Source organism: Flavobacterium plantiphilum (assembly GCF_046000495.1).
In the GTDB taxonomy this organism is placed as follows: Bacteria; Bacteroidota; Bacteroidia; order Flavobacteriales; family Flavobacteriaceae; genus Flavobacterium; species Flavobacterium plantiphilum.
In genome coordinates, this window is record NZ_JBELQA010000001.1 from 263,302 (window position 1) to 287,961 (window position 24,660).

General features: G+C 34.8%; 21 protein-coding genes. 1 reads left to right on the plus strand and 20 read right to left on the minus strand.

The genetic code is table 11. The features are described 5' to 3' along the window. Nucleotides 1-51 precede the first annotated feature (51 nt). The 12 genes from ABS764_RS01100 to clpB form a co-directional block, all read right to left on the minus strand. The gene (locus tag ABS764_RS01100) at nt 52-2,889 is read right to left on the minus strand and encodes a gluzincin family metallopeptidase (RefSeq protein WP_408079091.1); all 2,838 of its coding nucleotides are present in this window, start codon (nt 2,887-2,889) and stop codon (nt 52-54) included. Between the two features lie 92 nt (nt 2,890-2,981). Continuing rightward, nucleotides 2,982-3,710 carry an LOG family protein gene (locus ABS764_RS01105; RefSeq protein ID WP_408079093.1) on the minus strand — a complete coding sequence of 243 codons (729 nt, stop codon included), beginning with the start codon at nt 3,708-3,710 and terminating at the stop codon, nt 2,982-2,984. A gap of 260 nt (nt 3,711-3,970) precedes the next feature. Further along, nucleotides 3,971-4,846 carry a DUF808 domain-containing protein gene (locus ABS764_RS01110; RefSeq protein ID WP_408079095.1) on the minus strand — a complete coding sequence of 292 codons (876 nt, stop codon included), beginning with the start codon at nt 4,844-4,846 and terminating at the stop codon, nt 3,971-3,973. 149 nt (nt 4,847-4,995) lie between these two features. Then, nucleotides 4,996-5,319: a hypothetical protein gene (locus ABS764_RS01115; RefSeq protein ID WP_408079097.1), complete on the minus strand. Its 324-nt coding sequence runs from the start codon at nt 5,317-5,319 to the stop codon at nt 4,996-4,998. Nucleotides 5,320-5,374: 55 nt separating this feature from the next. Further along, nucleotides 5,375-5,497 (minus strand): hypothetical protein, encoded by a 123-nt coding sequence (locus tag ABS764_RS01120; RefSeq protein WP_408079099.1) that lies wholly within the window; start codon nt 5,495-5,497, stop codon nt 5,375-5,377. Between the two features lie 240 nt (nt 5,498-5,737). Further along, complete coding sequence (gene nhaA, locus ABS764_RS01125) at nt 5,738-6,922, minus strand: Na+/H+ antiporter NhaA (protein WP_408079101.1); 1,185 nt, start codon at nt 6,920-6,922, stop codon at nt 5,738-5,740. 144 nt (nt 6,923-7,066) lie between these two features. Beyond that, nucleotides 7,067-7,825 (minus strand): GDSL-type esterase/lipase family protein, encoded by a 759-nt coding sequence (locus ABS764_RS01130; protein ID WP_408079103.1) that lies wholly within the window; start codon nt 7,823-7,825, stop codon nt 7,067-7,069. A 115-nt stretch (nt 7,826-7,940) separates the two neighbouring features. Beyond that, nucleotides 7,941-8,840 carry a pirin family protein gene (locus tag ABS764_RS01135; RefSeq protein ID WP_408079105.1) on the minus strand — a complete coding sequence of 300 codons (900 nt, stop codon included), beginning with the start codon at nt 8,838-8,840 and terminating at the stop codon, nt 7,941-7,943. A gap of 120 nt (nt 8,841-8,960) precedes the next feature. Continuing rightward, a complete protein-coding gene (locus ABS764_RS01140) occupies nt 8,961-9,752 on the minus strand; it encodes a 3-keto-disaccharide hydrolase (protein WP_408079107.1) in 792 nt (263 codons plus the stop codon). A gap of 243 nt (nt 9,753-9,995) precedes the next feature. Continuing rightward, the gene (locus tag ABS764_RS01145) at nt 9,996-10,154 is read right to left on the minus strand and encodes a hypothetical protein (protein ID WP_408079109.1); all 159 of its coding nucleotides are present in this window, start codon (nt 10,152-10,154) and stop codon (nt 9,996-9,998) included. A gap of 411 nt (nt 10,155-10,565) precedes the next feature. Continuing rightward, nucleotides 10,566-12,314 (minus strand): AIPR family protein, encoded by a 1,749-nt coding sequence (locus ABS764_RS01150; protein WP_408079111.1) that lies wholly within the window; start codon nt 12,312-12,314, stop codon nt 10,566-10,568. A gap of 460 nt (nt 12,315-12,774) precedes the next feature. Further along, complete coding sequence (gene clpB / locus ABS764_RS01155) at nt 12,775-15,384, minus strand: ATP-dependent chaperone ClpB (RefSeq protein WP_408079113.1); 2,610 nt, start codon at nt 15,382-15,384, stop codon at nt 12,775-12,777. Between the two features lie 146 nt (nt 15,385-15,530). Here clpB and ytxJ point away from each other — a divergent pair, with 146 nt between their 5' ends. Next, the gene (gene ytxJ, locus ABS764_RS01160) at nt 15,531-15,920 is read left to right on the plus strand and encodes a bacillithiol system redox-active protein YtxJ (RefSeq protein WP_408079114.1); all 390 of its coding nucleotides are present in this window, start codon (nt 15,531-15,533) and stop codon (nt 15,918-15,920) included. A 141-nt stretch (nt 15,921-16,061) separates the two neighbouring features. Here the strand turns inward: ytxJ and ABS764_RS01165 are convergent, their stop codons facing one another. The 8 genes from ABS764_RS01165 to ABS764_RS01200 form a co-directional block, all read right to left on the minus strand. Beyond that, the gene (locus ABS764_RS01165; protein ID WP_408079115.1) at nt 16,062-17,063 is read right to left on the minus strand and encodes a DUF4421 domain-containing protein; all 1,002 of its coding nucleotides are present in this window, start codon (nt 17,061-17,063) and stop codon (nt 16,062-16,064) included. Nucleotides 17,064-17,078: 15 nt separating this feature from the next. Further along, nucleotides 17,079-17,933: a hypothetical protein gene (locus tag ABS764_RS01170; RefSeq protein ID WP_408079117.1), complete on the minus strand. Its 855-nt coding sequence runs from the start codon at nt 17,931-17,933 to the stop codon at nt 17,079-17,081. 201 nt (nt 17,934-18,134) lie between these two features. Next, nucleotides 18,135-19,415 carry an argininosuccinate lyase gene (gene argH / locus ABS764_RS01175; protein WP_408079119.1) on the minus strand — a complete coding sequence of 427 codons (1,281 nt, stop codon included), beginning with the start codon at nt 19,413-19,415 and terminating at the stop codon, nt 18,135-18,137. A 153-nt stretch (nt 19,416-19,568) separates the two neighbouring features. Continuing rightward, the gene (locus ABS764_RS01180; protein ID WP_408079121.1) at nt 19,569-20,639 is read right to left on the minus strand and encodes a M20 family metallo-hydrolase; all 1,071 of its coding nucleotides are present in this window, start codon (nt 20,637-20,639) and stop codon (nt 19,569-19,571) included. A 103-nt stretch (nt 20,640-20,742) separates the two neighbouring features. After that, on the minus strand, nt 20,743-21,522 hold the full coding sequence (argB, locus tag ABS764_RS01185; protein ID WP_408079123.1) for an acetylglutamate kinase: 780 nt from the start codon (nt 21,520-21,522) through the stop codon (nt 20,743-20,745). Between the two features lie 44 nt (nt 21,523-21,566). Next, nucleotides 21,567-22,517: an N-acetylornithine carbamoyltransferase gene (locus ABS764_RS01190; protein ID WP_408079125.1), complete on the minus strand. Its 951-nt coding sequence runs from the start codon at nt 22,515-22,517 to the stop codon at nt 21,567-21,569. 83 nt (nt 22,518-22,600) lie between these two features. Beyond that, on the minus strand, nt 22,601-23,362 hold the full coding sequence (gene proB / locus ABS764_RS01195) for a glutamate 5-kinase (protein WP_408079127.1): 762 nt from the start codon (nt 23,360-23,362) through the stop codon (nt 22,601-22,603). A 95-nt stretch (nt 23,363-23,457) separates the two neighbouring features. Then, nucleotides 23,458-24,654, minus strand: coding sequence for a glutamate-5-semialdehyde dehydrogenase (locus ABS764_RS01200; RefSeq protein ID WP_408079129.1), 1,197 nt, complete (start codon nt 24,652-24,654; stop codon nt 23,458-23,460). Nucleotides 24,655-24,660 lie beyond the last annotated feature (6 nt).

The window sequence follows — 24,660 nt, forward strand, 5'->3', positions numbered from 1 at the left end:
TTTTAACCTTTTTATTTGAGAATAATATAATTACGGCTTTGGTTTAGTTATTTAGAACCATTTCCGATTAAATAGATTAACCAAAATTTTTGGTGAAAAAGTAATTATAAATCGTATTTTTTCATTGTAATTTTTCTGGCCTATTTCCCATCCGTTAGAAGAATAAACCGGTAGGTAGAGTTCAAAATAATCGGTTACTAAATTGAGACGGATACCGCTGTCAAAAGCAAAAACAGGATTTTTAGTTCTGTTTTTCAATACACCTATATCACCATACACTTCAATCCAGTTCCAAATGGTGTATCCTGCATTTAGGGTGCTAATCCACTGATTGGCAAATGCGGTGTCCAGTTTTGATTTAAAGCCACCTTCGGCAATAATTAATTGTTGGCTAAAAAATCCACTACTTTCAGAACGTCCGTAATAACCATAATCAAAAAGATAATCGGTAGGTCTGTCTAAAGCAAAATTAAAAAAATCTGAATTGCTCTTATTGTACAAAAAAGTTCCTGCATAAAAACGTAAATTAATCTGGCGGTTGTTTTCAAATAATTTCCGGTATTCAAATTCTGTTGCTATTTTCCCAAATTTATCAGATAACTGGACATCACTTACAAAATTAGAATGCGCAGTAACTTCTGTTTTTGTATTGAAATATTTAGCATTAAATACAGAATAGTTTTCACTCGAATTGTCATTAGAAATGATGGCACTTTTTTCCCGGTTTACCATAACCTGACGTAAATAAATTAATTGTTTCCGGTTGTCTCTGAAATCATTTTCTCTGATTCGTATTTGTATATTTGGATTGAATCTGGTGTAAAACGCATCGGGTGCATAATGAAAATAAGAACCCGATAAAGAGTATTTTACATTGTACAACCTGCTGCTTCTATAATTTTGATTAATGGTAAAAGAGCCTGAACCTGAAAAAGTATTCGTATTAGTGGAATAAGCCGGATTTATATCAAAGATAAAAGGTTTGTCCAAAATAGTTTTATTATGCAGTCTCATTCCGGGGATAAGTCCGTCATAAAGGTTGTATTCTAAAGTGGGTACATACAAAACCTGGTTGTAAAAAGGATCTTCTAAATCCTTCATAAAGACAAATTTTATGGGACGGTTGTTAGGAAAAAAAGGCTTTAATGATTTCCAGTTGTTTCTTAGGTTGTATTCCGGAACTTCATTTTTATAGTTCAGTACAATTTTATTGGCATCATTTCTTTTTATGCTGTAAACACTGTCATTTGTAGCTGGTTCTAACCATTTTTTAAATACAATTTCTCCATTTTTTATACCATAAACAGGAACGGGAACATTATTAACATTCGTTTTATTTTTTAGTGAAAAATAAATACTGTCGTTCGTTTTACTAACCTTATTGAATTTGTAGTCAATTAAATCTCTGGAGTGGATTATTGTTTTAAAAAACCAGTCTATTTCTTTAGCTGTTTGTCGTTTCAGGATGTTTTCAAAATCAGATTCTGATGTTTGTTTTGTTTTATTTTCGGTATAAAACATGCGAATGCTACTGCTTACCGCATTGTTTTCACTGTAGTTTTCTAAAAAACGCAGGCTTAAACCGGCACGGTATTTACTAGCAATTTGTTCGTTAAATTTTATCAGATAATTTTTAGGTGCTCCTAATTCCTGATCCAGATTTTTTCGGGCCATCAGCATATAAAAATAGCTGTATTGTTCGTTGAAATCAAGATTTGTGAGGTTGTAGCTTTTTAATAATCTAAAAGTAGCGGCTTTTCCCAGCATTTTTGCATCGGGATAATTTTCTTCAATGTATTTCATCATGATGAATACCTGAATCCCATTGTGTATCCAGCTTTCTTTTCGGTTATTAATAAAAAGACTGTTATTGAGAAAAACGTTGAGATAGGTTTTTAAAAATTTCAATTCATAAGTAAACTCGTCTGTAAAAGGTCGTATTAATGAGGGTAACTGACTGAGTCCGTAAAATGGATTTCTTTCATAATCTGTTTGGGAAACTACAATTTTTTCAAATGGATAATCACCAATGTTGTTTTTCACAAATCGTACGACACAATCAATAGCTTTAGCCTGATCTTCCGGAACTACTTTATCTCCGTCTAGATTGGTGATTACTTCAAAACGTTCGCTTTTAAAATTAGTAAAACTGGATTTGGGTTCTATAAAAAGTTCAAAATCAACTCTGTTTTTTCCGCTCAGTTTATAAACAGCATAGTCGTTATTGCTAATTTCTTCGGTTGTATTTAAATCAGTAGTAACAGTAAAACCTTTTGCCAGTTTTAGTTCAAGATCATAATCAGTCACTGTATTAGCAATATCATCCAGATTTTCATTGTTATATACTACAAAATCATGATTCTCATATCGGGCAGGGGTGAGAAACCAGGATTTAAGGTACATATTTCCTAAATCATCATAACCAAATTTTGTAAACTTACTGCTTGGAATTTTTACAGTATATTTTAATCGGAGTTTGATTTTTTGATTGGGAGCAAGTTTATTTAATAATTGTATCACTACAATATCCGGATTTTTTTCGGTGCGTTTCCAGGATAATAGTGTTTTATTGTTGTCGGTAATGGTTATATTCGAAGTCTTTCCGCGTTCTTCTTCTTTTGCCAGATGAAATCCACGGTAAAATTCATCCGAAAAACGTTCAGCTAAAGGAGTTTTTACATCGGCGTAAGCATTATTCCAGTCATTAAGTACAATTTCTGAAATAGTGTCAGTAGAGGAGTTGTAGTAGTCAATTTCCTGTCTGATATCCAGTCTGTGTACTTCAGTATCTATTTCTACCCATAGCCGGTTGCTGTTTTGTGCCGTTACGCTACAAGCACAGGCAAAAAACAAGACATAAGCAAATGAAAATCTGAAAATTATATTCAATGGTTGACAGGGGTTTTAATAGTATTTCAATATACATTTTTTTTAGATTATACAAAATGAATTAAACAAAAAAAGCTGTAAAAAACAGCTCTTTAAAAATTAGGTTTCAATGTGTATTTCTTATAGAAGTTATCTAAAACTTCTACGACTTCATCTTCATGATCTACTATCTTAATTAGTTTTAAATCATCAGGACTTATGGTTTCTTCCTGTTCAATTAACACTGTTTTTATCCAGTCTATCAGACCGGACCAATAGGTACTTCCCACTAAAATAATTGGAAAACGCGCAATTTTTTTGGTTTGAATTAAAGTAATTGCTTCAAACATTTCATCGAGTGTTCCAAAACCTCCGGGCATCACTACAAATCCCTGTGAATATTTGACAAACATTACTTTTCTAACAAAAAAATAATCAAAATTGAGGTTCTTATCATGGTCAATATAAGGATTAAAATGCTGTTCAAAAGGCAGTTCTATATTTAGTCCTACAGAGGTACCGCCTCCCAGGTGTGCTCCTTTGTTACCGGCTTCCATAATTCCGGGACCGCCACCTGTAATAACACCGTAACCGGCTTTACTGATTTTAAAAGCAATTTTTTCGGCCAGATCATAATATTTATTTGCTGCTTTAGTACGAGCTGAGCCAAAAATAGAAACGCAGGGACCAATGCGACCCATGGTTTCATAACCATTTACAAATTCAGACATGATTTTAAAAATAGCCCAACTGTCATTGGTGCGGATTTCATTCCATGTTTTTTGCTTCAATCTGTCCTGAATTATTTTTTCTTCATCATTGTCAAAATCTTCTAATCTCATATTGCGTATTCTTTTTGATTGTTATTCTCTGTGAAGCATTTCGTTTTTTTGGATAAAAAAACCAGAAAAAACCGGAACGACCTCTACTAAAATAAGGTTTTTTAGTTATAAATACTACAATAGGGCATTTAATTTTTCTTCGCTGAAATTTTAAGATGTTAATGGTTTATACAACAGTAGTTTGTGATTACCATCAAGTGTTTGCCATAAAAAAAGCTGTAAAAAAATACAGCTTTATAACAAGATAATAGGTGTTTAATTCAATTTTTCTTTCCAAATATTTTTTTAAAAAGAGTGACTATGCCTAAAACAATAAATCCAATAACTAGTCCGATAATGAATTCTTTTACAAATGAAGGCAGCTGAGGAAATAAATGATGAAAAAAATCAATGTTATGTACAAATATTCCTCCCGAAACCAGCAGTAACGCAATCGTTCCAATGATAGCTAAACTTTTGATTACTTTAGGTAAGGCGAGTACTAATACTTTTCCGGTTTTTTTAAGAATACTGTGTTCTCTGTTACCAGCCCATTGTATCAGTTTATAACCCGCTTCATCCATTCTTACTATCAAAGCCACAATTCCGTAAACACCCACAGTGGCCAGTATAGCAATAACTGAAACTACAAGAATCTGTGTTGAAAGAGATTCTTCGATGACCGTACCCAGTGCGATAATTATAATTTCTACTGATAAAATAAAATCGGTTACAACAGCTGATTTTATTTTGCCTTTTTCCATTGCTAAAATTTCCTCTTCTGTAAGCTTTTCAACTACCGGCTGAGTGGTATGATGTTGCCTGTGAAATAAGAATTCATAAATTTTTTCGGCACCTTCATAGGCTAAAAAGAGTCCGCCAAAAATTAATATCACTGTAATTGCTACCGGAAAAAAAGCACTGAGCAAAAAGGCTACAGGTAAAATAATGATTTTATTCAGTAATGAGCCTTTTCCAATGGCCCACAATACCGGTAACTCTCTTGACGATACAAATCCGGAAGCTTTTTCAGCATTAACCGCTAAATCATCGCCCAGAATACCGGCTGTTTTTTTTGCGGCTACTTTACTCATTACCGCAACATCATCCATGATTGCTGCTATATCATCTAATAATGCGAAAATACCTGATGCCATATTTGTTTAATTTTTCTGAGCGCTAATCTACTATATCTTTTGTTTTTTACAGAATATTTTATAAAAAAAATACAGTAATTTTTTATGTTTTGCAATCTGTTTTTATAGTACCGTCAGCTGAATTATGACAGTGCAGCTGTTATTGTGGTTTATTCTTCTGATTTTTTGTTGTCCGGTCGATTCTCAGACTTTGAATTAGGATATCTGTTTGGAGTAATATCCGAATTAAGGTCCTTGTTTTCTACCGTTTTCATCGCCTCTTTCTCAGTAGTAACTCCACGGTTGATATTGGGATTGTCAGGATCTGCATCGTTCAGAATGCCTTCATCAGTTGCATCTTCTTCTCTTGCTCTGTCAACCACAGTTTTGTTTCCTTCGGTATCTACATCTATTTCTTTACGCAATTTAGGATCTGTGTTATCAATTTCCTCACTGCTGGTTGTTTTCTTAGTTTCTGTATTTTTATCTTCCATAATACTTTTTTTTTTAATGTTAGTACTGTGTTGAAACACCGCTATAAAAATGCCTTTAATGACTGCATTGTCCCAATAATACCCAGATAAGGATAAAAATCAGGATGGTGCTAAAACAGCCTCCGCCTAACTTTTTTGCTCCATAACCTGCTATTAGCGCTTTAAATAATTTATTCATAATAAGCTGTTTTTAATTCGTATCTTTTATAGTAATCAATAGTAATTACTACGAAGTAAGTTCGGAATTAAAATAGCGTTTCATTTTACAAAACAATTGAAAATAGTTTCAAAATTTATGGCGCTTCCGCAAAAGGGTATCGGGTAATATTAGGCATACGAAGTCAGCAGATTCTTCTATTGCAAAAGAAAATGTTTCAATAAAACAGACTGATAGCCAGTAAGAAAAAAAAACAGCTTTTTAAATATCAGCAGTATTACTGTTTTTACAAGAAAATTTCAAAATCAGATAGCCTAAAATACCCGCAATTAGTGAAGTAATCAATATTGATAATTTGGCTTCTTCAATGAGCAGCTGATTACTAAAAGACAGCATCGAAATAAAAATAGACATTGTAAATCCTATTCCGGCTAATAAACCTAAACCAACCATATGAATTATTGTACTGTTAGCCGGTAACTGACCCAATCCTAGTTTAGAGCATATAAAGGAAGTAGTAACAATTCCGATAGGTTTACCAAAAATCAGTCCCATCGAAATACCTAAGCCTAATGGTGAAGTTAAGCCTTCAATCATTTCGTTATGAATCGTGATATTTGTATTGGCAAATGCAAAGAGCGGAATGATAAAAAAGTTAACCGGTTTTACAAGTGTGTGTTCCAGTCTCTCTAAGGGTGATGCTATATTTGTATCGTTTGTAGGCAACGTCATGGCAACCAGTACTCCGGCAATTGTAGCATGAATTCCTGAATGATGTACAAAATACCAGATAAATATACCAGGGATTAAGTACAGATAGGGATTCTTTACATTGAAGCGGTTCATTAAAATAAGTACCACCATTCCAATACCCGCATAGGCTAAATATGTCAGTTCAATTCCGGATGAATAAAAAATGGCAATTACTAAAATAGCGATCAGATCATCCACAATAGCTAAAGCTGCCAAAAATATTTTTAAACTCGCAGGTACTCTTTTGTCTAACAAAGAAATTACAGCTAAAGCAAAAGCAATATCGGTAGCCATAGGAATTCCCCAACCCGAAACAGTCTCCATTCCGGTATTAAAAAACGAATAAATAAACGCTGGAACCACAGCTCCGCCTATGGCAGCTATGATAGGCAGAATAGCTTTTTTAGGTGAAGAAAGTTCTCCCTCTATAATTTCTCTCTTGATTTCCAGTCCTACCAGCAGAAAGAAAATAGCCATTAATCCGTCATTAATCCACATGCTTACGGAATAATTGAGATGTACTGTCTGGTTTTCAAAACCGAGTTTGGTTTCCAGCAGGTTTTGTAACGGATCAGCAAGCGATGAATTTGCAATTATTAATGAAATTATTACGCATAAAAAAAGGAGGAACCCTCCGAAATTACTTGATTGAACAAATTCTTTAAAAGCTTTTAAATTGATCGTTTTCTGCATGTTTTATTGTAGTTGTTAAATATCGCAATTTACCAATATTTGAACAACCATCCTAAAAAAACATGCGTTAAAGTTATCAAAAAATGTAGCTCAGGGAGAAGCAGATTCTAATTTAGAACAGAAAATAGGCCATAAAGTTTTAGGCTAAAGTGCCTGGATTGTTGGTTTCTCAAAATTAACCCATTGCTGATATCCTTTCTCATTTAAATGAACGCCATCTTTGGTCAGTTCCTTGATTAGTTCGCCGTTTGCATCTGCAAATTCAGCATACCAATCAATTAGCTTATAATAGCCCTTAGCTTCATTTTTTTTAATAATTGTATTCACTACCAGAATGTCTTCTTTCAGATAAGCTCTCCTAACAGGCAAAAGGGTACGAACATACAACTTGGTAAATGGTGATTTATGATGAATAATTTTTGCGATTTTCAATATGTTTTTTGCAATATATTCAGGTGAAGGAACCACTTTGTCATATTTTAGAGCAGAATTATCTTCTTTATGATGAAGGCTAAAAAGATCATTAATTCCAATTAGGATAAATACTGCTTTTGGTTTAAAATACGTAATTTCATTTAAGCGTTGGAGTACACCATCAGTAACATCTCCGGCAATTCCTCGGTTGCGAATGTGTTTTATTCCAAATTTAGCACTCCAGTCGAGTCCTCCTTCTGTAATACTATTGCCAATAAAAACAATGTCGCCCATCTCTAAAGGTTCTTTCTCAAAAAGCGCTATTCTTTTTGGGTAATGCTTTTGTGTCCAGTTGTTATGGTATCGGGAAATAATTTCCTGATGTGGATACAGTTTTGCTTTTTGCTCATCCGTATGTGAAGTCGTTTGTGCTGTCAGCGCTTTGCATACTAAAATGAGAGACAGAAGAAAAAATTGTTTTTTTAGCATTTTAGGATAATTTATTTTTTTAAAATGGAAAGTGCTTCAAACGTTAGGTTTGTTTTTTATGAATTTTAGTTCTGTTTCTATCGCATTTTATTAGTTTTTGAAGTAGGAGGGATTACTAATTATTGAATTTTGGTTTTGGTAAAGGAACAAATTCTTTATCATCATTAGGAATTTTAGGAAAAGCTTCCGGGTTTTGATTCTCCCAATTTTCTTTAGCTTTTTCCAAAATAGTTTTATCCGAATTGACAAAATTCCAGTACATAAAACGTTCTTCTTCAAAAGGTTCTCCTCCAAAAAGGTAAAGTGTCGTTTCTCCGTTGGTTTCAAATGCACATAATGAAGCGTTCTGGGCAATTAATAATTGTTTACTGCCATAGTCAGTACTGTCAATTTTTACACTTCCGTTTAAGACATACATTCCCACTTCACCAAAAAGATGGTCTCCAATAGTTACTTTTTGAGCCGATTTCGTTTTTATTTCAATAAAATACAACCGGCTATGCACCGGAACAGGTGATTTAATAGTTTTCAATTCTCCTGCTATGAGTTTGTAGGTAACGCCATTTTCTTCCCAAACAGGGATTTCTTCTTTATCAAAATGACTAAAAGCGGGTTCGCATTGCTCGAGTTTTTTTGGTAAACCAATCCAAATTTGTAAACCGTGTAAAAATTTATCTTTGGTACGCAAATATTCCGGAGTTCGTTCAGAATGTACCACACCTTTTCCGGCAGTCATCCAATTGACCTCACCAGGCTTTATTTCTATAGCATTCCCCATGCTGTCACGATGAAAAATGGCTCCGTCAAAGAGATACGTCAAAGTAGAAAGCCCGATGTGGGGATGAGGAGGAACATCCAGATTTTGATGTTCTTCAAGACAGGCGGGACCCATGTGGTCTATAAATAAAAAGGGACCTACGGCTCTTTTTTGTCTAAAAGGCAAAAGCCTTCCAACCAAAAAATTACCAATACTTACTGCTTTTTCTTCTATTATTAATCCTACGTTTGATTGCATATCAGGCAAATTTTAATTTAGATATTTTAGTTGCAATGGTGGCGGAATAAGCACCTACACTGCATTTTTTAGTTACTTTCCATTCAGGATAGTAAGGTATGTAAAGTCTTTGTGGGAGAATTATTTTTTAGATAAATCTTTAAGTTGTATGTTTCTGAAATCTACTGGTTGTCCTTCGCTTTGTAACGCTATAAAACCACTTTTTAACAACTTACCATCCACTTTAACGGCAGGATCAAAACGATTTACCACACCTCCGCCTATCTGCGGTTTCGAATATTCCAGCACCTTTTCACCATTGATAATATGAGTAATCAGTGAATCACCCAGCACAATTATTTCTGCTTTTACCCATTGATCGCCGTCATAGGTTTTTGATTTAGAATTGATACAGTGGGTTTCATCAAGCTTGCCGTTATAGACTACGTTAGTACCCGGGGAACACATATTTCCTGTTGGTCGCGACTTGCCATCACCCAGACCTCCCAACAGTTGAAACTCAACTGAAATAGGCCAATCCTGTTCTTTAGGCATCGTTCTGGGATCCTGAGAATGAAACATAACACCACTATTGCGTAAGGTATAACTTGGCGCCCCTTTTTGGAGTTCGCCTGTAAAACGATATTCTAATTTAAGATGGTAATAAGAATACGGAATCTTGTAATACAAATGCCCAAACTGGTCATTAAAATCGCCGTATTGGTCATAGCGTACTTTTAAAATACCGTCTTCTGCCCTGAAAGTATTACCAAAATTTTCTCCCACTTCATGGTGGTGAATTTTTACAAACCAATCCTTGATATCCTTGCCGTTAAAGAGGCTAATCCATTCGTTGTTTTTTGGTAAGCTTTTAACAGAAGTACAACTGTTTATTGCTAATACCATCAAAACCGAAATTATAACTATTCGCATATGCTATATCTTTAAGTCTATAAAAATAAGTATTTTTAGCTGCAATGCAAATGTTACGATTTATCTTTTGATGGGTATTTAGTTTTATATCACGAACCACACGAAAGGATTGACTACGTCGAATTTCATTTTGTGCGGTAGCATGGGAAGAAACATAAATTAATTGTAATGAACTTTTTTACCAGCCCAACTAGCAAAAAACTTGTCATGCTGACGCAGTAAGCATCTCCGCGAGCTGCGTGTTTACTCATTGTTGCGGGCACAAATACGCATTAATTGTAATGAAGTTTTTACCATTCCAATTATCCACAAACTTGTCATACTGACGCAGGAAGCATCTCCGTAAGATGGTTGTTTGGAGATTTTGTTGTTGTGTTGCGAACGATAGCGTGGCAATCTCACTACAAAGAGCTGAGAAGTTGAGCAACTTAGTGGGATGGCGCCCGTTCCTCGCAATGAACTTATACCTACTTACTTTTGAAAATCATATAAAGCATTTGCAATGCGGCTTAATACTGATTAGACATTACATTTTACAAAAGCAAAGTATTATTTTCGTTATAATTTCTATCATGAAATACAATTCCAGCTTCTAAAGATAGCCGCGTTGCAAACGCTACGATTTATCTTTTGATTGATAATTGGTACTCGCCGCAGGCAAGCACCAGCGTTGCGGACAAACGAGACCCAGTGGGAGCCAGTTTTTAACTTCAACTAACCACAAACTTGTCATGCTGAAGAAGGAAGCATCTCCGTAAGTTGCTTGTTTGCTAATTGTTGCGGGCACGGATTGCAAATCCGCGCGATCGGGGTTTATTTACTCACTGTTTCTGTTACTGAAAGTATTTCTATACTATTGTCTGTGATATTCAGTAATTTTTCATCAACGTAAATTTTAAAATTGAGCTGTATTAGTTTACGTGCTTCTGACAGTACTTTCCCCGAGGTAGGTTCGTAAGATTCTATTGTGTCTTCTAACAATTTAATAAGCTCAATAATTGACTTTTTAATTACTGAACTCAAATAAAGGATATAAAATACTTTCTGTTCACTTATTGTTATTGTTCCCTTTAATTTTTCATATTCTTTTTTAATTAAAAAGTAATTACTTATCATTTTAGGACATAATTCAAGTTTAAATTTATCACTAAGAAATAGTTCATCATAATATTTTTCGAAAATGAACTTCTTTTGATTTGTAGCTCTTTCGGGCATGCCTTGTAAAGACATTAAAATCTGACCAAAACGTTCCATACTAATTTTGTGTATGTATTTCTTACTATTATCTAATCCTGTATCTCCTGTTTTTCTTGAATATATGATGTTATAATCGTTAAGATATTGCTCTATTTGTAATTGTTCACTTCTTAGTGATTTTAAATCAACATTTGAAATAGAATTTTGGCTATTTGTATATTCGGCAATTTTATTATTCAAATCTGAGTCTTTTGAAGTCTTAAAAATTCTAACTAGAACTTCACTTCTAGAAAGGTAATCTTCTAAATGTTTAGGATCTTCAGAATTAAATTGATGAATTGTTCTCAAAGATTGACCTCCATTTAAGACTTGAAGAGAGTCAATTGTTAAACGTATTTTTTTATTAGCATTAACTGGTTCTGCTTTAATATCATTAGCAGTGAGTGTTAAACCATTATTATACATGAAAAATTTGGTAGGATCGTTCTTCAAACTAAAAGAAATGTTCTTGTTATATTTTGATTTTACAACCAAACCACGAACATTATCAAATAAAACTGAATAGTCAATTCCAACTTTGGTTAAAGGCTCTAAATTTTCTATACCATAATTCATTCTTAAATTATTATCAGAGCATGTTATTCTGATTATTTCTGACAAAGGCAATCTTATAATATAAGATTTAGATGACGAAATTGAGCTTTCAGAAAAAGACATTATTGCATCGTTATCAACAATCAATTCTGCATTAACAGGGTTCGGTCTTAATGAAACAAATTGACTTATTTGTTCAAGGCCAATGGGGATAACTTCCAGACCGTAAACTTTTTCCATTTGTTCAAGATGATGATCTTTTGAATTGATTTCAATATCTTCATTACTGACAACAAATAATGAGATTTTCCATTCTTCATTGCTATTCAATTTTTCAACAATCTCTTTTGCACCTTTTTTAGTTTTACCATATAGTTGCGATAAATCCTCAGTTGTAATGGCATTAATAAATTTGCTGGATAAAATCGTTTCATTGAGACTTTGTTTTCCAATATTAAATTTAGTTCTATATTTAAAATTGAATAATTGAATGTGATGCTCTTCTTCATCCAATATAATTGCGTCAATTCCACAATCATCAGATTTTTGATTAAAAAGAATAGAATTAAATTCTGTATCTGTTACAATATCAGCTATATCTAACACGTCATTTATATTAGATAAGTGCTCAAGTATAAACAAATAAAAACCCAGTCTTTCAATTTGTTTATCTTCTAAGTTTGAAAAATCAAAGTCTAATTCTGTGGCTAATAACTCAAAATATTTTGAACTTTTCTTGCCAATAATTTTATAATCATTTATTCCTGCCATATTTTTCAGTAATGTTAAATTATTTTAAAAATCTGTTTTATTTCTAATGTCTTTTAATCAAATATATCCTTTTCTTTCAGAATTATACTCCAAAATACAATCTTATTTGTAAACGATTACTGTAAAATCTTTAAAAAGCATAATAACTCGTTGAAACACTCTTTTTTGTAGTAAAATAACTTTTAAGTTATTGAAAAAATGAAAAGTGATGAATAGCCCTGATCGAGCCGGTATCCTCGTGAAGTGAAGCAAAACGAGATAAAGGTGAGAGCAGGAGGGAAGTACTTATGGAAAACATTCGTTCTGCTCCTAAATAAAAAAAAACACCAATCGGTTAGGACTGGTGTTCTAATTATTATATTTCTTGTCAGTCATTACGAGGAACGAAGCAATCTCATTACTAAAAGCAAGTTGAGTAACTTAGTGAGATTGCCACGCTGCGCTCGCAATGAACTATGGCTTACACTTCTGTTTTTTCGCTTTGGTTTCTGAAAACCAATTGGCCGTCAAAAGCATCTAAAAGTATAATGCTGTCGGTAGTGATTTTTCCGGACAGGATTTCCTTAGATAACTGGTTCATAACCTCTCTTTGAATCACACGTTTAACAGGACGGGCACCAAATTGCGGGTCGAATCCTTTATCAGACAAATACGCTATCGCTTCGGGTGTGGCATCCATCGTAATGCCTTGTTGTGCGAGCATTTTAGTCACTGATTTCAGTTGGAGACCTACAATCTGCGCAATATTAGCATTGGACAGTGGTGTAAACATTACAATTTCGTCAATACGGTTGATGAACTCCGGACGAACCGTTTGCTTCAGCAATCCCAGAACTTCTGTTTTGGCTGCTTCGGTTGCGGCTTCTACACTTCCTTTTAGGTTTTCAAATTTCTCCTGAATAATCTGGCTTCCCATATTAGAAGTCATGATGATAATGGTGTTCTTAAAATCGGCGAGACGTCCTTTGTTGTCTGTTAAACGACCTTCGTCCAAGACTTGCAACAGAATGTTAAACGTATCGGGATGTGCTTTTTCAATCTCATCCAGCAAAATCACCGAATACGGTTTTCTACGCACGGCTTCGGTCAGTTGTCCGCCTTCATCATAACCTACATATCCCGGAGGCGCACCTACTAAACGGCTTACCGAGTGACGCTCCTGATATTCGCTCATATCGATACGGGTCATCGCGTTTTCATCGTCGAATAAATATTCGGCCAGCGCTTTGGCCAATTCGGTTTTACCCACACCGGTGGTTCCCAGAAACAGGAAGGTGCCCACAGGTTTTTTCATATCCTGCAATCCGGCACGGCTGCGACGCACGGCATCACTGATGGCTTCAATGGCTTCTTCCTGACCCACTACTCTGCGATGCAGTTCTTCTTCCAGATGCAGCAGTTTTTCACGCTCACCCTGCAGCATTTTTACCACCGGAATTCCGGTCCATTTCGCCACCACTTCGGCAATGTCTTCACGGGTGACTTCTTCTTTGATTAACGAACTTCCGCCGGACTGATTCTCCTGCAGCTCTTTTGTTAATTGGTCTAATTGCTCCTGAGCTTCTTTGATTTTTCCGTATCTTATTTCGGCAACTTTTCCATAATCACCATCGCGTTCGGCACGTTCGGCTTCGTATTTAAAGTCTTCGATTTCTTTTTTAACCGCCTGAATATTATCTACTACATCTTTTTCAGTTTTCCACTTGGCAAAAATCTTGTTTCTTTCTTCTTTCAGGTTAGCTAATTCCAAACCTAAGATTTTTAGTTTTGCCTCGTCTTTTTCCCGTTTGATGGCTTCGATTTCAATCTCAAGCTGCATGATTTTACGGTCTAAAACATCCAGTTCTTCCGGTTTCGAATTGATTTCCATTCGGATTTTAGAAGCGGCTTCGTCCATTAAGTCGATGGCTTTATCCGGTAAAAAACGATTGGTAATATAACGCTGTGATAATTCTACCGCAGCAATAATGGCTTCGTCTTTAATTTGGACCTGATGGTGAGTTTCGTATTTTTCCTTGATACCACGCAAAATGGAAATGGCACTTTCCGTATCCGGTTCTTCAATTTGTACTTTTTGGAAACGTCTTTCCAGCGCTTTGTCTTTTTCGAAATATTTTTGGTATTCGTCCAAAGTCGTTGCACCAATTGCTCTGAGTTCGCCACGAGCCAAAGCCGGTTTCAGAATATTAGCAGCATCCATGGCACCTTCGCCACCACCGGCACCTACAAGTGTGTGGATTTCGTCAATGAAAAGCACAATATCTCCTTCGGCAGAAGTAACTTCTTTTACCACTGATTTCAAACGTTCTTCAAATTCTCCTTTGTACTTCGCACCGGCAATCAATGCTCCCATATCCAGTGAATAAACGATTTTTTCTTTCAGGTTTTCAGGAACGTCGCCATCTACAATTCTATGTGCTAATCCTTCGGCAATAGCGGTTTTACCTACTCCGGGTTCTCCCACAAGCATTGGGTTGTTTTTAGTTCTTCGGGTTAAAATTTGTAATACTCTTCGAATTTCCTCATCACGACCAATTACCGGATCCAGTTTTCCTGATTTGGCTAACTCATTCAGATTTTTAGCGTATTTATTTAACGAATTGTAGGTTTCCTCAGCCGATGCTGAAGTCACTCTTTCGCCTTTTCGCAATTCATCAATAGCCGCTTTAAGTCCTTTTTCGGTTACGCCCTGATCTTTTAATATTTGGGAAACCTTTGATTTAGAGTCAAAAATAGCCAGAATTAAGTGTTCGACAGATACATATTCATCGTTCATTTTTTTAGCTATAGTTTCTGCTTCATTCAATGCTTTATTGGCATCACGGGAAAGCATCACATCGCCGCCCGAAACTTTTGGGAAGCTTTGAATCGTGCTATCCAGAACCTGCAAAAACAACGGTACATTTACATTGAGTTTTTTTAAAATAAAAGGTGCTACATTTTCATCGACTTCAAAAATAGCTTTGAAAATGTGTTCGTTTTCAATTTGCTGTTGTCCGTTACTCTGAGCCAGTTGCTGGGAACGTTGTATGGCTTCCTGAGATTTGATTGTAAATTTATTAATGTTCATATTTTTATAGATTTGGTTTAAACTTATACTTAACTTTGCAGAAAGGGACAAATTATATTCCATCTATAAAATTAAGGACAAAAAGGCATTTTAAAGCTGATTTTTATCATTTTTAAACGCCAAAAAGTCAGAAAATCTGTCAAAATATGAGTTTTTTTAAAAATATTTTCGGGAGTGATGAAACTCCAAAACAACAAGAGTCTAAAATAAACTGGGAAAATCTGACTACAATCGATCAGTTAGGAGCGATAATTTTTAATTCAAATGAAAAACCTTCGCTCATCTTTAAACACAGTACACGTTGCAGTATCAGCAGAATGGCGCTGAAACAGTTTGAAAGGGATTTTGATTTACAGGGCGAGGTTACACCTTATTTTCTGGATTTAATCGCTTACCGCGAAGTTTCGAATGAAATAGCAAATCGTTTTAATGTGTATCATGAATCACCACAAATTCTATTGATTAAAGACGGAAAATCGGTTTATGATGCTTCACATTCAGATATTGATGCTACAGTGTTGAAAGGGAAGCTGTAGATTTTTGTTTCAGTCATTGCTACTAATTCACGAATTGATAATTCCTTCTTTAGCCACATAGTACAGATTAAAAGTGTAAAGCCTCGTATTCACGAATTATAGTAACTTAATTCGTGAATTCGGGGTTTTTTTATTTATGATTTATTTCTTTTTAATTATACTCTGAGGATTGTTTACCGCATTACTGATTTTTTCAGGTGCTTTAAAACGGTAGCCTATATAAAATTCAAAAAACTGCTGTTGGTCCTGAATATGAATTCTGGGATCAGTTTTGTAATAAAAGGTATTCAGTCTGCTTGTAACTCCTGTATAAAATCTTTCAGAATTGTATCCTATATTGAGTGATAATTGCGCCTGCAGTGAAAGTCCGTCTACCTTTTCGTCAGCTGTGCCGTCAGTATAGGTCGTTTTGGTATTATTGTAACCAACTCCGCCATAAGCTCCTGCAGCAATTAAAAATTTCTTATTAATCACCCAATTATAGTAATAGCCGGGACCTGCAGCAATGTCAATACTGTTGTCTTCGCTGGGAGTGTTATTTTTTATCCGGGTAAAATAATAACTGATGCCGGGTACAAAACTTCCGGCGCTTTTCTTTTGCCATTCACTTTGTAAAAAGACGGCTCTAAATGAAAAATTTGGATTAAAAATGTATGAAGTGCTTCCGCCAAATTTCCGAACCTGAAAATCTGAAAACAATAAGTTTTCATCAATTCCTATATCGTCTTTATCCACATAAAATCCTTTTGTTTTGCTATAATCAATACTCTGCATCCATTTACCCAGATAGAGTCGGGTGCTGAAATTATAGAATGTTGTTTTACCATTACTTTCATTGTCTTTATTAAAACGGATAAATTCAGGTGTGTAACCCAGATCAAATTCGATAAATTTGTACATAAAGGTAAATGTAGTGCGTACTCTCTGATTTGGAGACAGTGTAAAATCCAGATTACTATTTTTATCTTTAATGTGAAACGAGTTAAAACTGTTACTGAAACCCAGTCTTGTTTTTATGTCATCCTCATACAACTGAATGTACTCATTTGCTAAGCTGTCTTTGACAGAAGCATCCGGCTCGGGATTCTGACACCAGCTTAGTGCAGAAAATAACAACAGAAAAAAGAAACAGTGCTTTTTCATAACTTCAGCTCAGTATTAGTTTTTTACTTTAGAACCAAAAGGACAACGCTTGATCAGATAGTTGATAGTGGCATGATAAGCATCGAAACTGGTGCCAAAAGAATTTCTGGATTCTGAATAAAGATTTGTTCCCTGATCATTATAAAAATTTAAGCTAATCTTAGTGTCATAATTAATAATAGTGGTTGCATTATTAGAATTGTAAATATTGCCGGATGATTTAGTCTGTTCTTTATTTCCTTCTTTTTTCTCTGTTTCCTTACCATTATAGGTAGATACTCCGCTGCCGTATGAAGAAGTCCCTTTGTTTGTAACATTTGCAATTCCGTAAACGATGTTTTCGACACCTAACAGCATAGCCATTTCTGCCGGGCTTTTTGATTTGATGGATGTATAAGGGATTCCGTTTCGGGCTAAAATGCTGTTGGTTGTTACCGGATCCTGAATTTGTAATCCATGAGTGTTTTCTTTAATGGAAAGGTAGCTGTCGTTTTGCAATTGCTCTGCCATAGCATTCGCATTAAGTGCGGAATCATTTGTAATAAATTCAAAAGGTAAAACAGCAATTCTGCCTTTTCTCTCTGTGGTAGTAGAAGCAGAAGCAGATGGAATATCAGTGTTTGTAATTATTTCAGTTCTTCCACTGGCAAATTCAATTTTGCTGATTCCTGATTTTTTCAATTCATATTCCAAAGCTTCTCCCTGATATGTAAATTTAATAGCATTTTCGCTGACAGATACAACTTTTCCAACTTTTTTCTCTCCATTAGTCATAATAACAGTATCTGTTTTATTCTGAGCACTTAAAATAAGCAGGTTAAAAAAGAAGATTAGAAAACACACGGTTTTTTTAAAAGTAAAGGATGCCATAGTTTAAAATTTTAAGAATTTGATATCCTAAAATTAATTCTTACAAACTTATAATCCTACAAAAAAAAAACTAAAAAGAGTCGATTTAATAAAATGATAATATAATAATACAATATTTTAATTATAAACGAAAAAAAGCCATGAATTCAGAAATTAAATTATAATTCCTGAATTCATGGCTTATATTGAAATATCTTTTTTTTAATAAGCGCGGTTCATTTTACCTTTTATCTCTTTCAGACAGAGGTTGTTGACACTTCCTTCATGAGTATGTCTTGTTTCTTTTGGAGACTGATAAGTGCCGGCTTCTAATTGCTCAGCAACAGCTTTGTACGCATCTCTAAAAGGCATTCCTGCCACTACCATTTCATTTAAAGTATCCACGGTAAACAGGTAATTGTATTTAGGATCGTTTAGGATTTCGTCTTTTACCTGAATGTCTTTAATCGAGAAAATAGCGATATCGAGACAGGCTTGTAAGTTTTGAATTGCCGGAAATAAACCTTCTTTTAGTAATTGTAAATCACGGTGGTACCCACTTGGCAGATTATTGGTAATCAAAGTGATTTCGTATGGTAAAGACTGGATTTTATTGCATTTTCCACGGATTAATTCAAAAACATCCGGGTTTTTCTTGTGTGGCATAATGCTGGAACCTGTAGTTAAATGAGCAGGTAAAGAGATGAAATCAAAATTCTGACTCATGTATAAACAGACATCCATAGAAAATTTGGCCAATGTTGCTGCCACACTGCTCATGGCAAAAGCGACTGTTTTCTCCGATTTTCCACGGCTCATTTGTGCCGCCACCGAATTGTATTTCAAAGTTTCGAAACCTAATTCTTTGGTGGTAAAGCTTCGGTTGATAGGGAAAGAACTTCCGTAACCGGCAGCCGAACCTAAAGGGTTTTGATCGACCACTTTTAAAGCGGCATTCAGCATCGTAATATCATCAATCAGGGTTTCAGCATAAGCAGAAAACCACATTCCGAATGAGGATGGCATCGCGATTTGTAGATGCGTATAACCGGGCAATAACACATTCTGATGTTTTTCAGCTGATTCCATCAGCAAATCAAATAATGTTTTTACCTGAGTTTTAAGGTCTTTTACAACGTCTTTTAGATATAAATTCACATCTACTAAAACCTGATCATTACGGGAACGGGCAGTGTGGATTTTTTTTCCGGCATCGCCTAGCTTTATCGTTAACAGATATTCTATTTTTGAATGTACGTCTTCAAAACTGTCTTCGATTTCAAAATCGCCTTTTTCAACATCAGTGATAATTTCATTTAAGGCAAGTACTAATGAATCGGTTTCCTCCTGGGTTAATAAACCAATTTGTCCCAGCATTTTAGCATGAGCAATTGAACCTAAAGCATCATATTTGGCTAAAACCAAATCCAGTTCACGGTCGTTTCCTACAGTGAATTGTTCGATTTGTTTATCTGTTGGTATTCCTTTTTCCCAAAGTTTCATAAGATATTTTTTTTGTTAAAGGGACAAGTCGTGACTTGTCCGTACTTATTATCCTTTTATAATTTTTAGCCCCGATAGTAGCGAAAATCCTTTTTATCCCGTCTTTAGGGATAAAAAGATTGTTGCGGATAGCGGGATTAGCTCCTAAATATTTTAAATTTTGAAGAAATCGCTTAGTATTTTGATATACAATTCAATTCCTTCTTCGATTTCGTGTAAATAAATAAACTCATCTGCCGAATGTGAACGCAGACTGTCTCCGGGACCTAATTTTAAGGATTTACAATTTAAAACCGACTGGTCTGAAAGAGTAGGAGAGCCATAAGTTGTTCTTCCAAGTGCGATACCTGCCTGAACTAATCCGTGAGAAACGGGAATAGAAGAGGCGTTTAAGTGCATGGAACGCGGATTTACTTCGGCATCAACATTAGCTCTTACCGTTTCTAAAATCTGGCTGTTGTTGTAGCAGTCATTTACCCGGATATCTACGACCAAATCACATTCTGACGGGACTACATTGTGCTGTTTTCCGGCATTAATCTGAGTTACGGTCATTTTTACAGGTCCTAATTGCTCCGAAACTTTTTCGAAAGAATAGTTTTTAAACCATTCTACGATAGGCAGTGTTTTATAGATGGCGCTGTCATCGTTTTGATGTGCAGCATGACTTGGAGTTCCTTTTACTTTTATATCAAGAACCAGTAATCCTTTTTCGGCAACAGCTAATTGCATTAAGGTAGGCTCGCCCACTATAGCGCATTCCAGTTCAGGCAGGTGTTTTAAAACGCTGTTTAAACCATTTTTTCCGCTGCTTTCTTCTTCTGCGGAAGCAACGATAACCACATTATGTGCTAAATTTTCTTTGTCATAAAAATAAACAAAGGAAGCCAGTAATGAAACTAAGCAGCCTCCTGCATCATTACTTCCTAAACCGTATAATTTTCCATCTTCAACTATAGCTTTAAAAGGATCATTGGTATAGGCCTGATTAGGGCGTACTGTATCGTGGTGTGAGTTTAATAAAAGCGTAGGTTTGTTTTTGTCAAAGTGTTTATTGAATGCCCAAACATTGTTGTTCTCTCTCTTGAAAGGTATTTCGTTCTGGTTAAACCAATTTTCTATTAAAAGAGCTGTTTGTTGTTCTTCGCTTGAAAAGGAAGGCGTTTCAATCAGGTTTTTTAATAGTGCAATTGCTTCTTGAGTAAGTGTTTCGATGTTTTTCATTTTGTTTTGTTTTTCCAATAAGAATTTACTTTTGGAGTTTTCTTAGAAGTTTTTCTTCTAATTTTTCAGCGGTTGTTTTTTTATAAAAAAAAACGACTGCTGCTTATAGTTGGATGCTGGTGCAAACAGCAGCTGAATCTTTCAGCATTTTGTGGTGACCGATTCTGATTTTCTGTACTCCTTTAGACAAACTGTTGAAACAATTATCTAATTTAGGAATCATCCCGGAATGGATGGCACCTTCTGCTTTTAGTTTGGCATAAAGGTTGGAATTCATTAGTTCAATTACTGAATTTTCATCTTCAACATCTGTAAGAACTCCTGCTTTTTCAAAACAATAATTTAAGGTTACCTCAAATACTTCTGATAAAGCGATAGCTAATTCGCTGGCAATAGTATCTGCATTTGTATTTAACAATTGTCCGTTTTTATCATGAGTGATGGCGCAGAAAACAGGAACAATTCCGTTATTAATTAAGGTTTCTAATAAAGGTGTATTTACTTTTTGTACATCACCTACAAAACCGTAATCAATGGTAGGATGATTTCTTTTGGATGATTGGATTAAATTTCCGTCAGCTCCTGAAAATCCCATTGCATTCGTATTATTCGCCTGTAACTGTGCAACAACATTTTTATTAATTTCGCCGGCATAAATCATCACTACAACATCAAGCATGGGTTGGTCCGTAATACGGCGTCCATCAACCATCTGAGGAACTAAACCGATACTTTGTGCCATTTTAGTTGCTGATTTTCCACCACCGTGAACTAATAGTTTATTGCCTTCTATTTTAGAAAAATCAGCAAGAAACTGGCTTAATTCTGTTGGGTTATCAATGATATTGCCGCCTATTTTTATGATTGAAAGTTGTTGTTTCATTGTTTTAAAATTTTGAAATACTGAAAAAATAATAGCTTTTGGTATTATTTATACACTTTTTTTAATATTTTTTCTAATACTAACTGTGCAGCATACGTTCTGTTATTAGCCTGTTGGATTACAATTGAGTTTTCGCTGTCAATTACTTCATCAGCCACAATTACATTACGTCTTACCGGTAAACAATGCATGAATTTTGCATTATTGGTTAGTGCCATTTTTTCGGCTGTTATAGTCCAGTTAGTGTCAGCATTGGTAATTTGACCGTATTCAATATAATTACTCCAGTTTTTTGCATAAATAAAATCGGCATTTTCAAAAGCTTTATCCTGATCGTATTCAATTTTAGAATCTTTGGTTATTTCAGGATTTAACTCGTATCCTTCCGGATGAGTAATCACAAAATCAGCATCCTGTAACTGCATCATTTCCACAAAGGAATTAGCAACTGCCTGAGGCAAAGCTTTAGGATGTGGTGCCCAGGTTAAAACAACTTTTGGTCTGTGAGGTGTTTTAAATTCCTCCATAGTAATCGCATCTGCCAATGATTGTAAAGGGTGTCCTGTACAGCCTTCCATATTGACAATTGGCACAGTTGCATGTTTTAAGAAACCTGACAGTACAATTTCGGCATTGTCTTTTTCCTTTTCTACTAATCCGGCAAAAGCTCTGATAGCAATAATATCACAATATTGAGAGACTACTTCGGCAGCTTCTTTAATATGCTCAGAAGCGCCCTGACTCATTATAGCTCCATCTTCAAATTCAAGAGTCCAGCCTTCATTTGTAAAGTTCATTACCATCACATTCATGCCTAAATTCAAAGCTGCTTTCTGGGTACTCAGACGAGTTCTTAAACTAGGATTGAAAAATAACATTCCTAAGGTTCTGTGTTTTCCTAATTTTTTATTTTTAAGAGGATTGGCTTTTATTTTAAGTGCATCCTGAACCCATTGGGATAAGTTGTCAATATTCTGAATTGATATGTAGTTCATAGTATAGAGGGTTATTTGTTTATTTGGTTGTTTTTTGATTTGTTTAGTGAATATCCAAATCAGTAAATAACCAAATTAGCTTCTTATATTATTTTAGTAAAAAGTATTTCGTTTTTTAATGCGTTCAATATAAAATTATCGTTGAGACCATTCACAATCCAGGTTTCAATATTAGCTTCCTTTGCAATGGCTGCTGCTTCTATTTTAGATTGCATTCCGCCTGTTCCGTGAGATGATTTTGCTTCGCCAATTTCTTTTTCTAAAATTCTTAAATCATTCACAATGGCTATGGTTTCTGGATTTGGATTACCAATAGATGCTTTTGTATATATTCCATTTGTGTTTGTTGCAATAATCAGAATATCCACTTCCAGTAAAACAGCTGTTAAGGCAGCCAGTTTATCATTATCACCAAATTTGATTTCGTCAGTAGCAACGGTATCATTTTCGTTAATAATAGGAATGTAGTTGTTTTTAACTAATACATTAATGGTGTTTACAATGTTTTTCTTAGTCTGCTCTTTTTCAAAATCAGAATAAGATAGCAGACATTGCGAGGTGTGTAATCCTAAATCTTTAAAATTCTCATTGTAAATCCGCATTAAATGAGGTTGCCCAATAGAAGCCAGAGCCTGTTTTATAAAAACATCTTTGTCATTCTTATCTAATTTTACAAATTGCTTGGCAGCAGCAATAGCGCCAGAACTTACAATGATAAATTCGTATTCATCATTCAAAGCAGCTATTTGAATTCCAATATCTTCAATCTTTCCTCTGGAAATATGATTGGTTTCTTTGGTTAAGGTATTGCTGCCTAATTTTAATAATATTCTTTTTTTTGCCATGGTTTTAGATTTAAAGATTTAAAGATTTAAGAATTTAAAAATTAGATATTCCAATTTTAATCTTTTAATCTTTTCATCTTTGAATTCTTCAATCTTTATCTAATCTGTCCTTCCCCGTAAATATACCATTTATTAGTAACCAAATGCTGTAACCCAATAGGTCCGCGTTGGTGCAATTTATCAGTACTAATGGCTAATTCTCCACCTAAACCAAATTGTCCTCCATCAGTAAATCGGGTAGAAGCATTGTGGTATACGGATGAAGCATCAATGTTTTCCATAAATTCCTGTGCAGTAGCTTGGTCTTCGGTAATGATAGAAGCTGAGTGTCCTCCACAGTACTTGTTGATTTTAGCAATCGCTTCCTGGTTAGAATTTACTGTTCCAATGACAATTTTGTAATCTAAAAATTCTTCGTACCAAATCAAATCGTTTTCGATGGCCTGAATCCCGGTTGCTTTTGCAACAGAATTATCACCCAAAACAGTCACTTTAAATTTCTCTAATTCACTTACTAATTGTTTTGCAAATGCTTCCCAATTTGGTAAATTAGTATCAATTAAAACTTTATCTAAAGCGTTGCAAACTGATATGTTTGAGGTTTTTCCATTAATAATAATGTTCATTGCTTTGTTTAAATCGGCATCAGCATTTACATATACAAAATTGTTTCCGCGACCACTTACAATCACTGGACAACTGGCGTGTTTTTTAGTAAATTCAATCAGTTTTTCTCCACCACGTGGTACAATTAAATCGACTCTTTGTGTTGGTTTTTCTAAGAAAGCCTGGGTTTGTACACGGTCGTAATTCAAATATTCAACCCAATCCGTGCTCACGCCATTGCTTTCTAAAGCCTGGTGCCAAAGGCTAACAATCTTTTGATTAGAAAGTAAAGACTCTTTTCCACCTTTCAATAAAATTTTATTTCCTGATTTAAAAGCAATACCACCCGCTTCAACAGTTACATCCGGGCGAGACTCGTAAATAATTAAAATCGTTCCAAAAGCAGCAGTTTTATTGCTGATTCTCATTCCGTTATCATGGGTGAATTCATAACGAATCTGCCCAACAGGATCTTCCTGACTTGCCAATTGTTGAACTGAAAGTATCATTCCGTCTACTTTAGCATCATCTACAAGAAGCCTTTTTTCCATCGCTAAATCTTCACCATTATAATTGGCTAAATCCTGTTGATTGATGGCTTTTAAAGTTTCTCTTTCTTGTTCTAAAAGTGTCGCCATAGTACTTAGTACAGCGTTTCTTTTTTCAATTGGAAGTAAGGTATTCATGTGTTG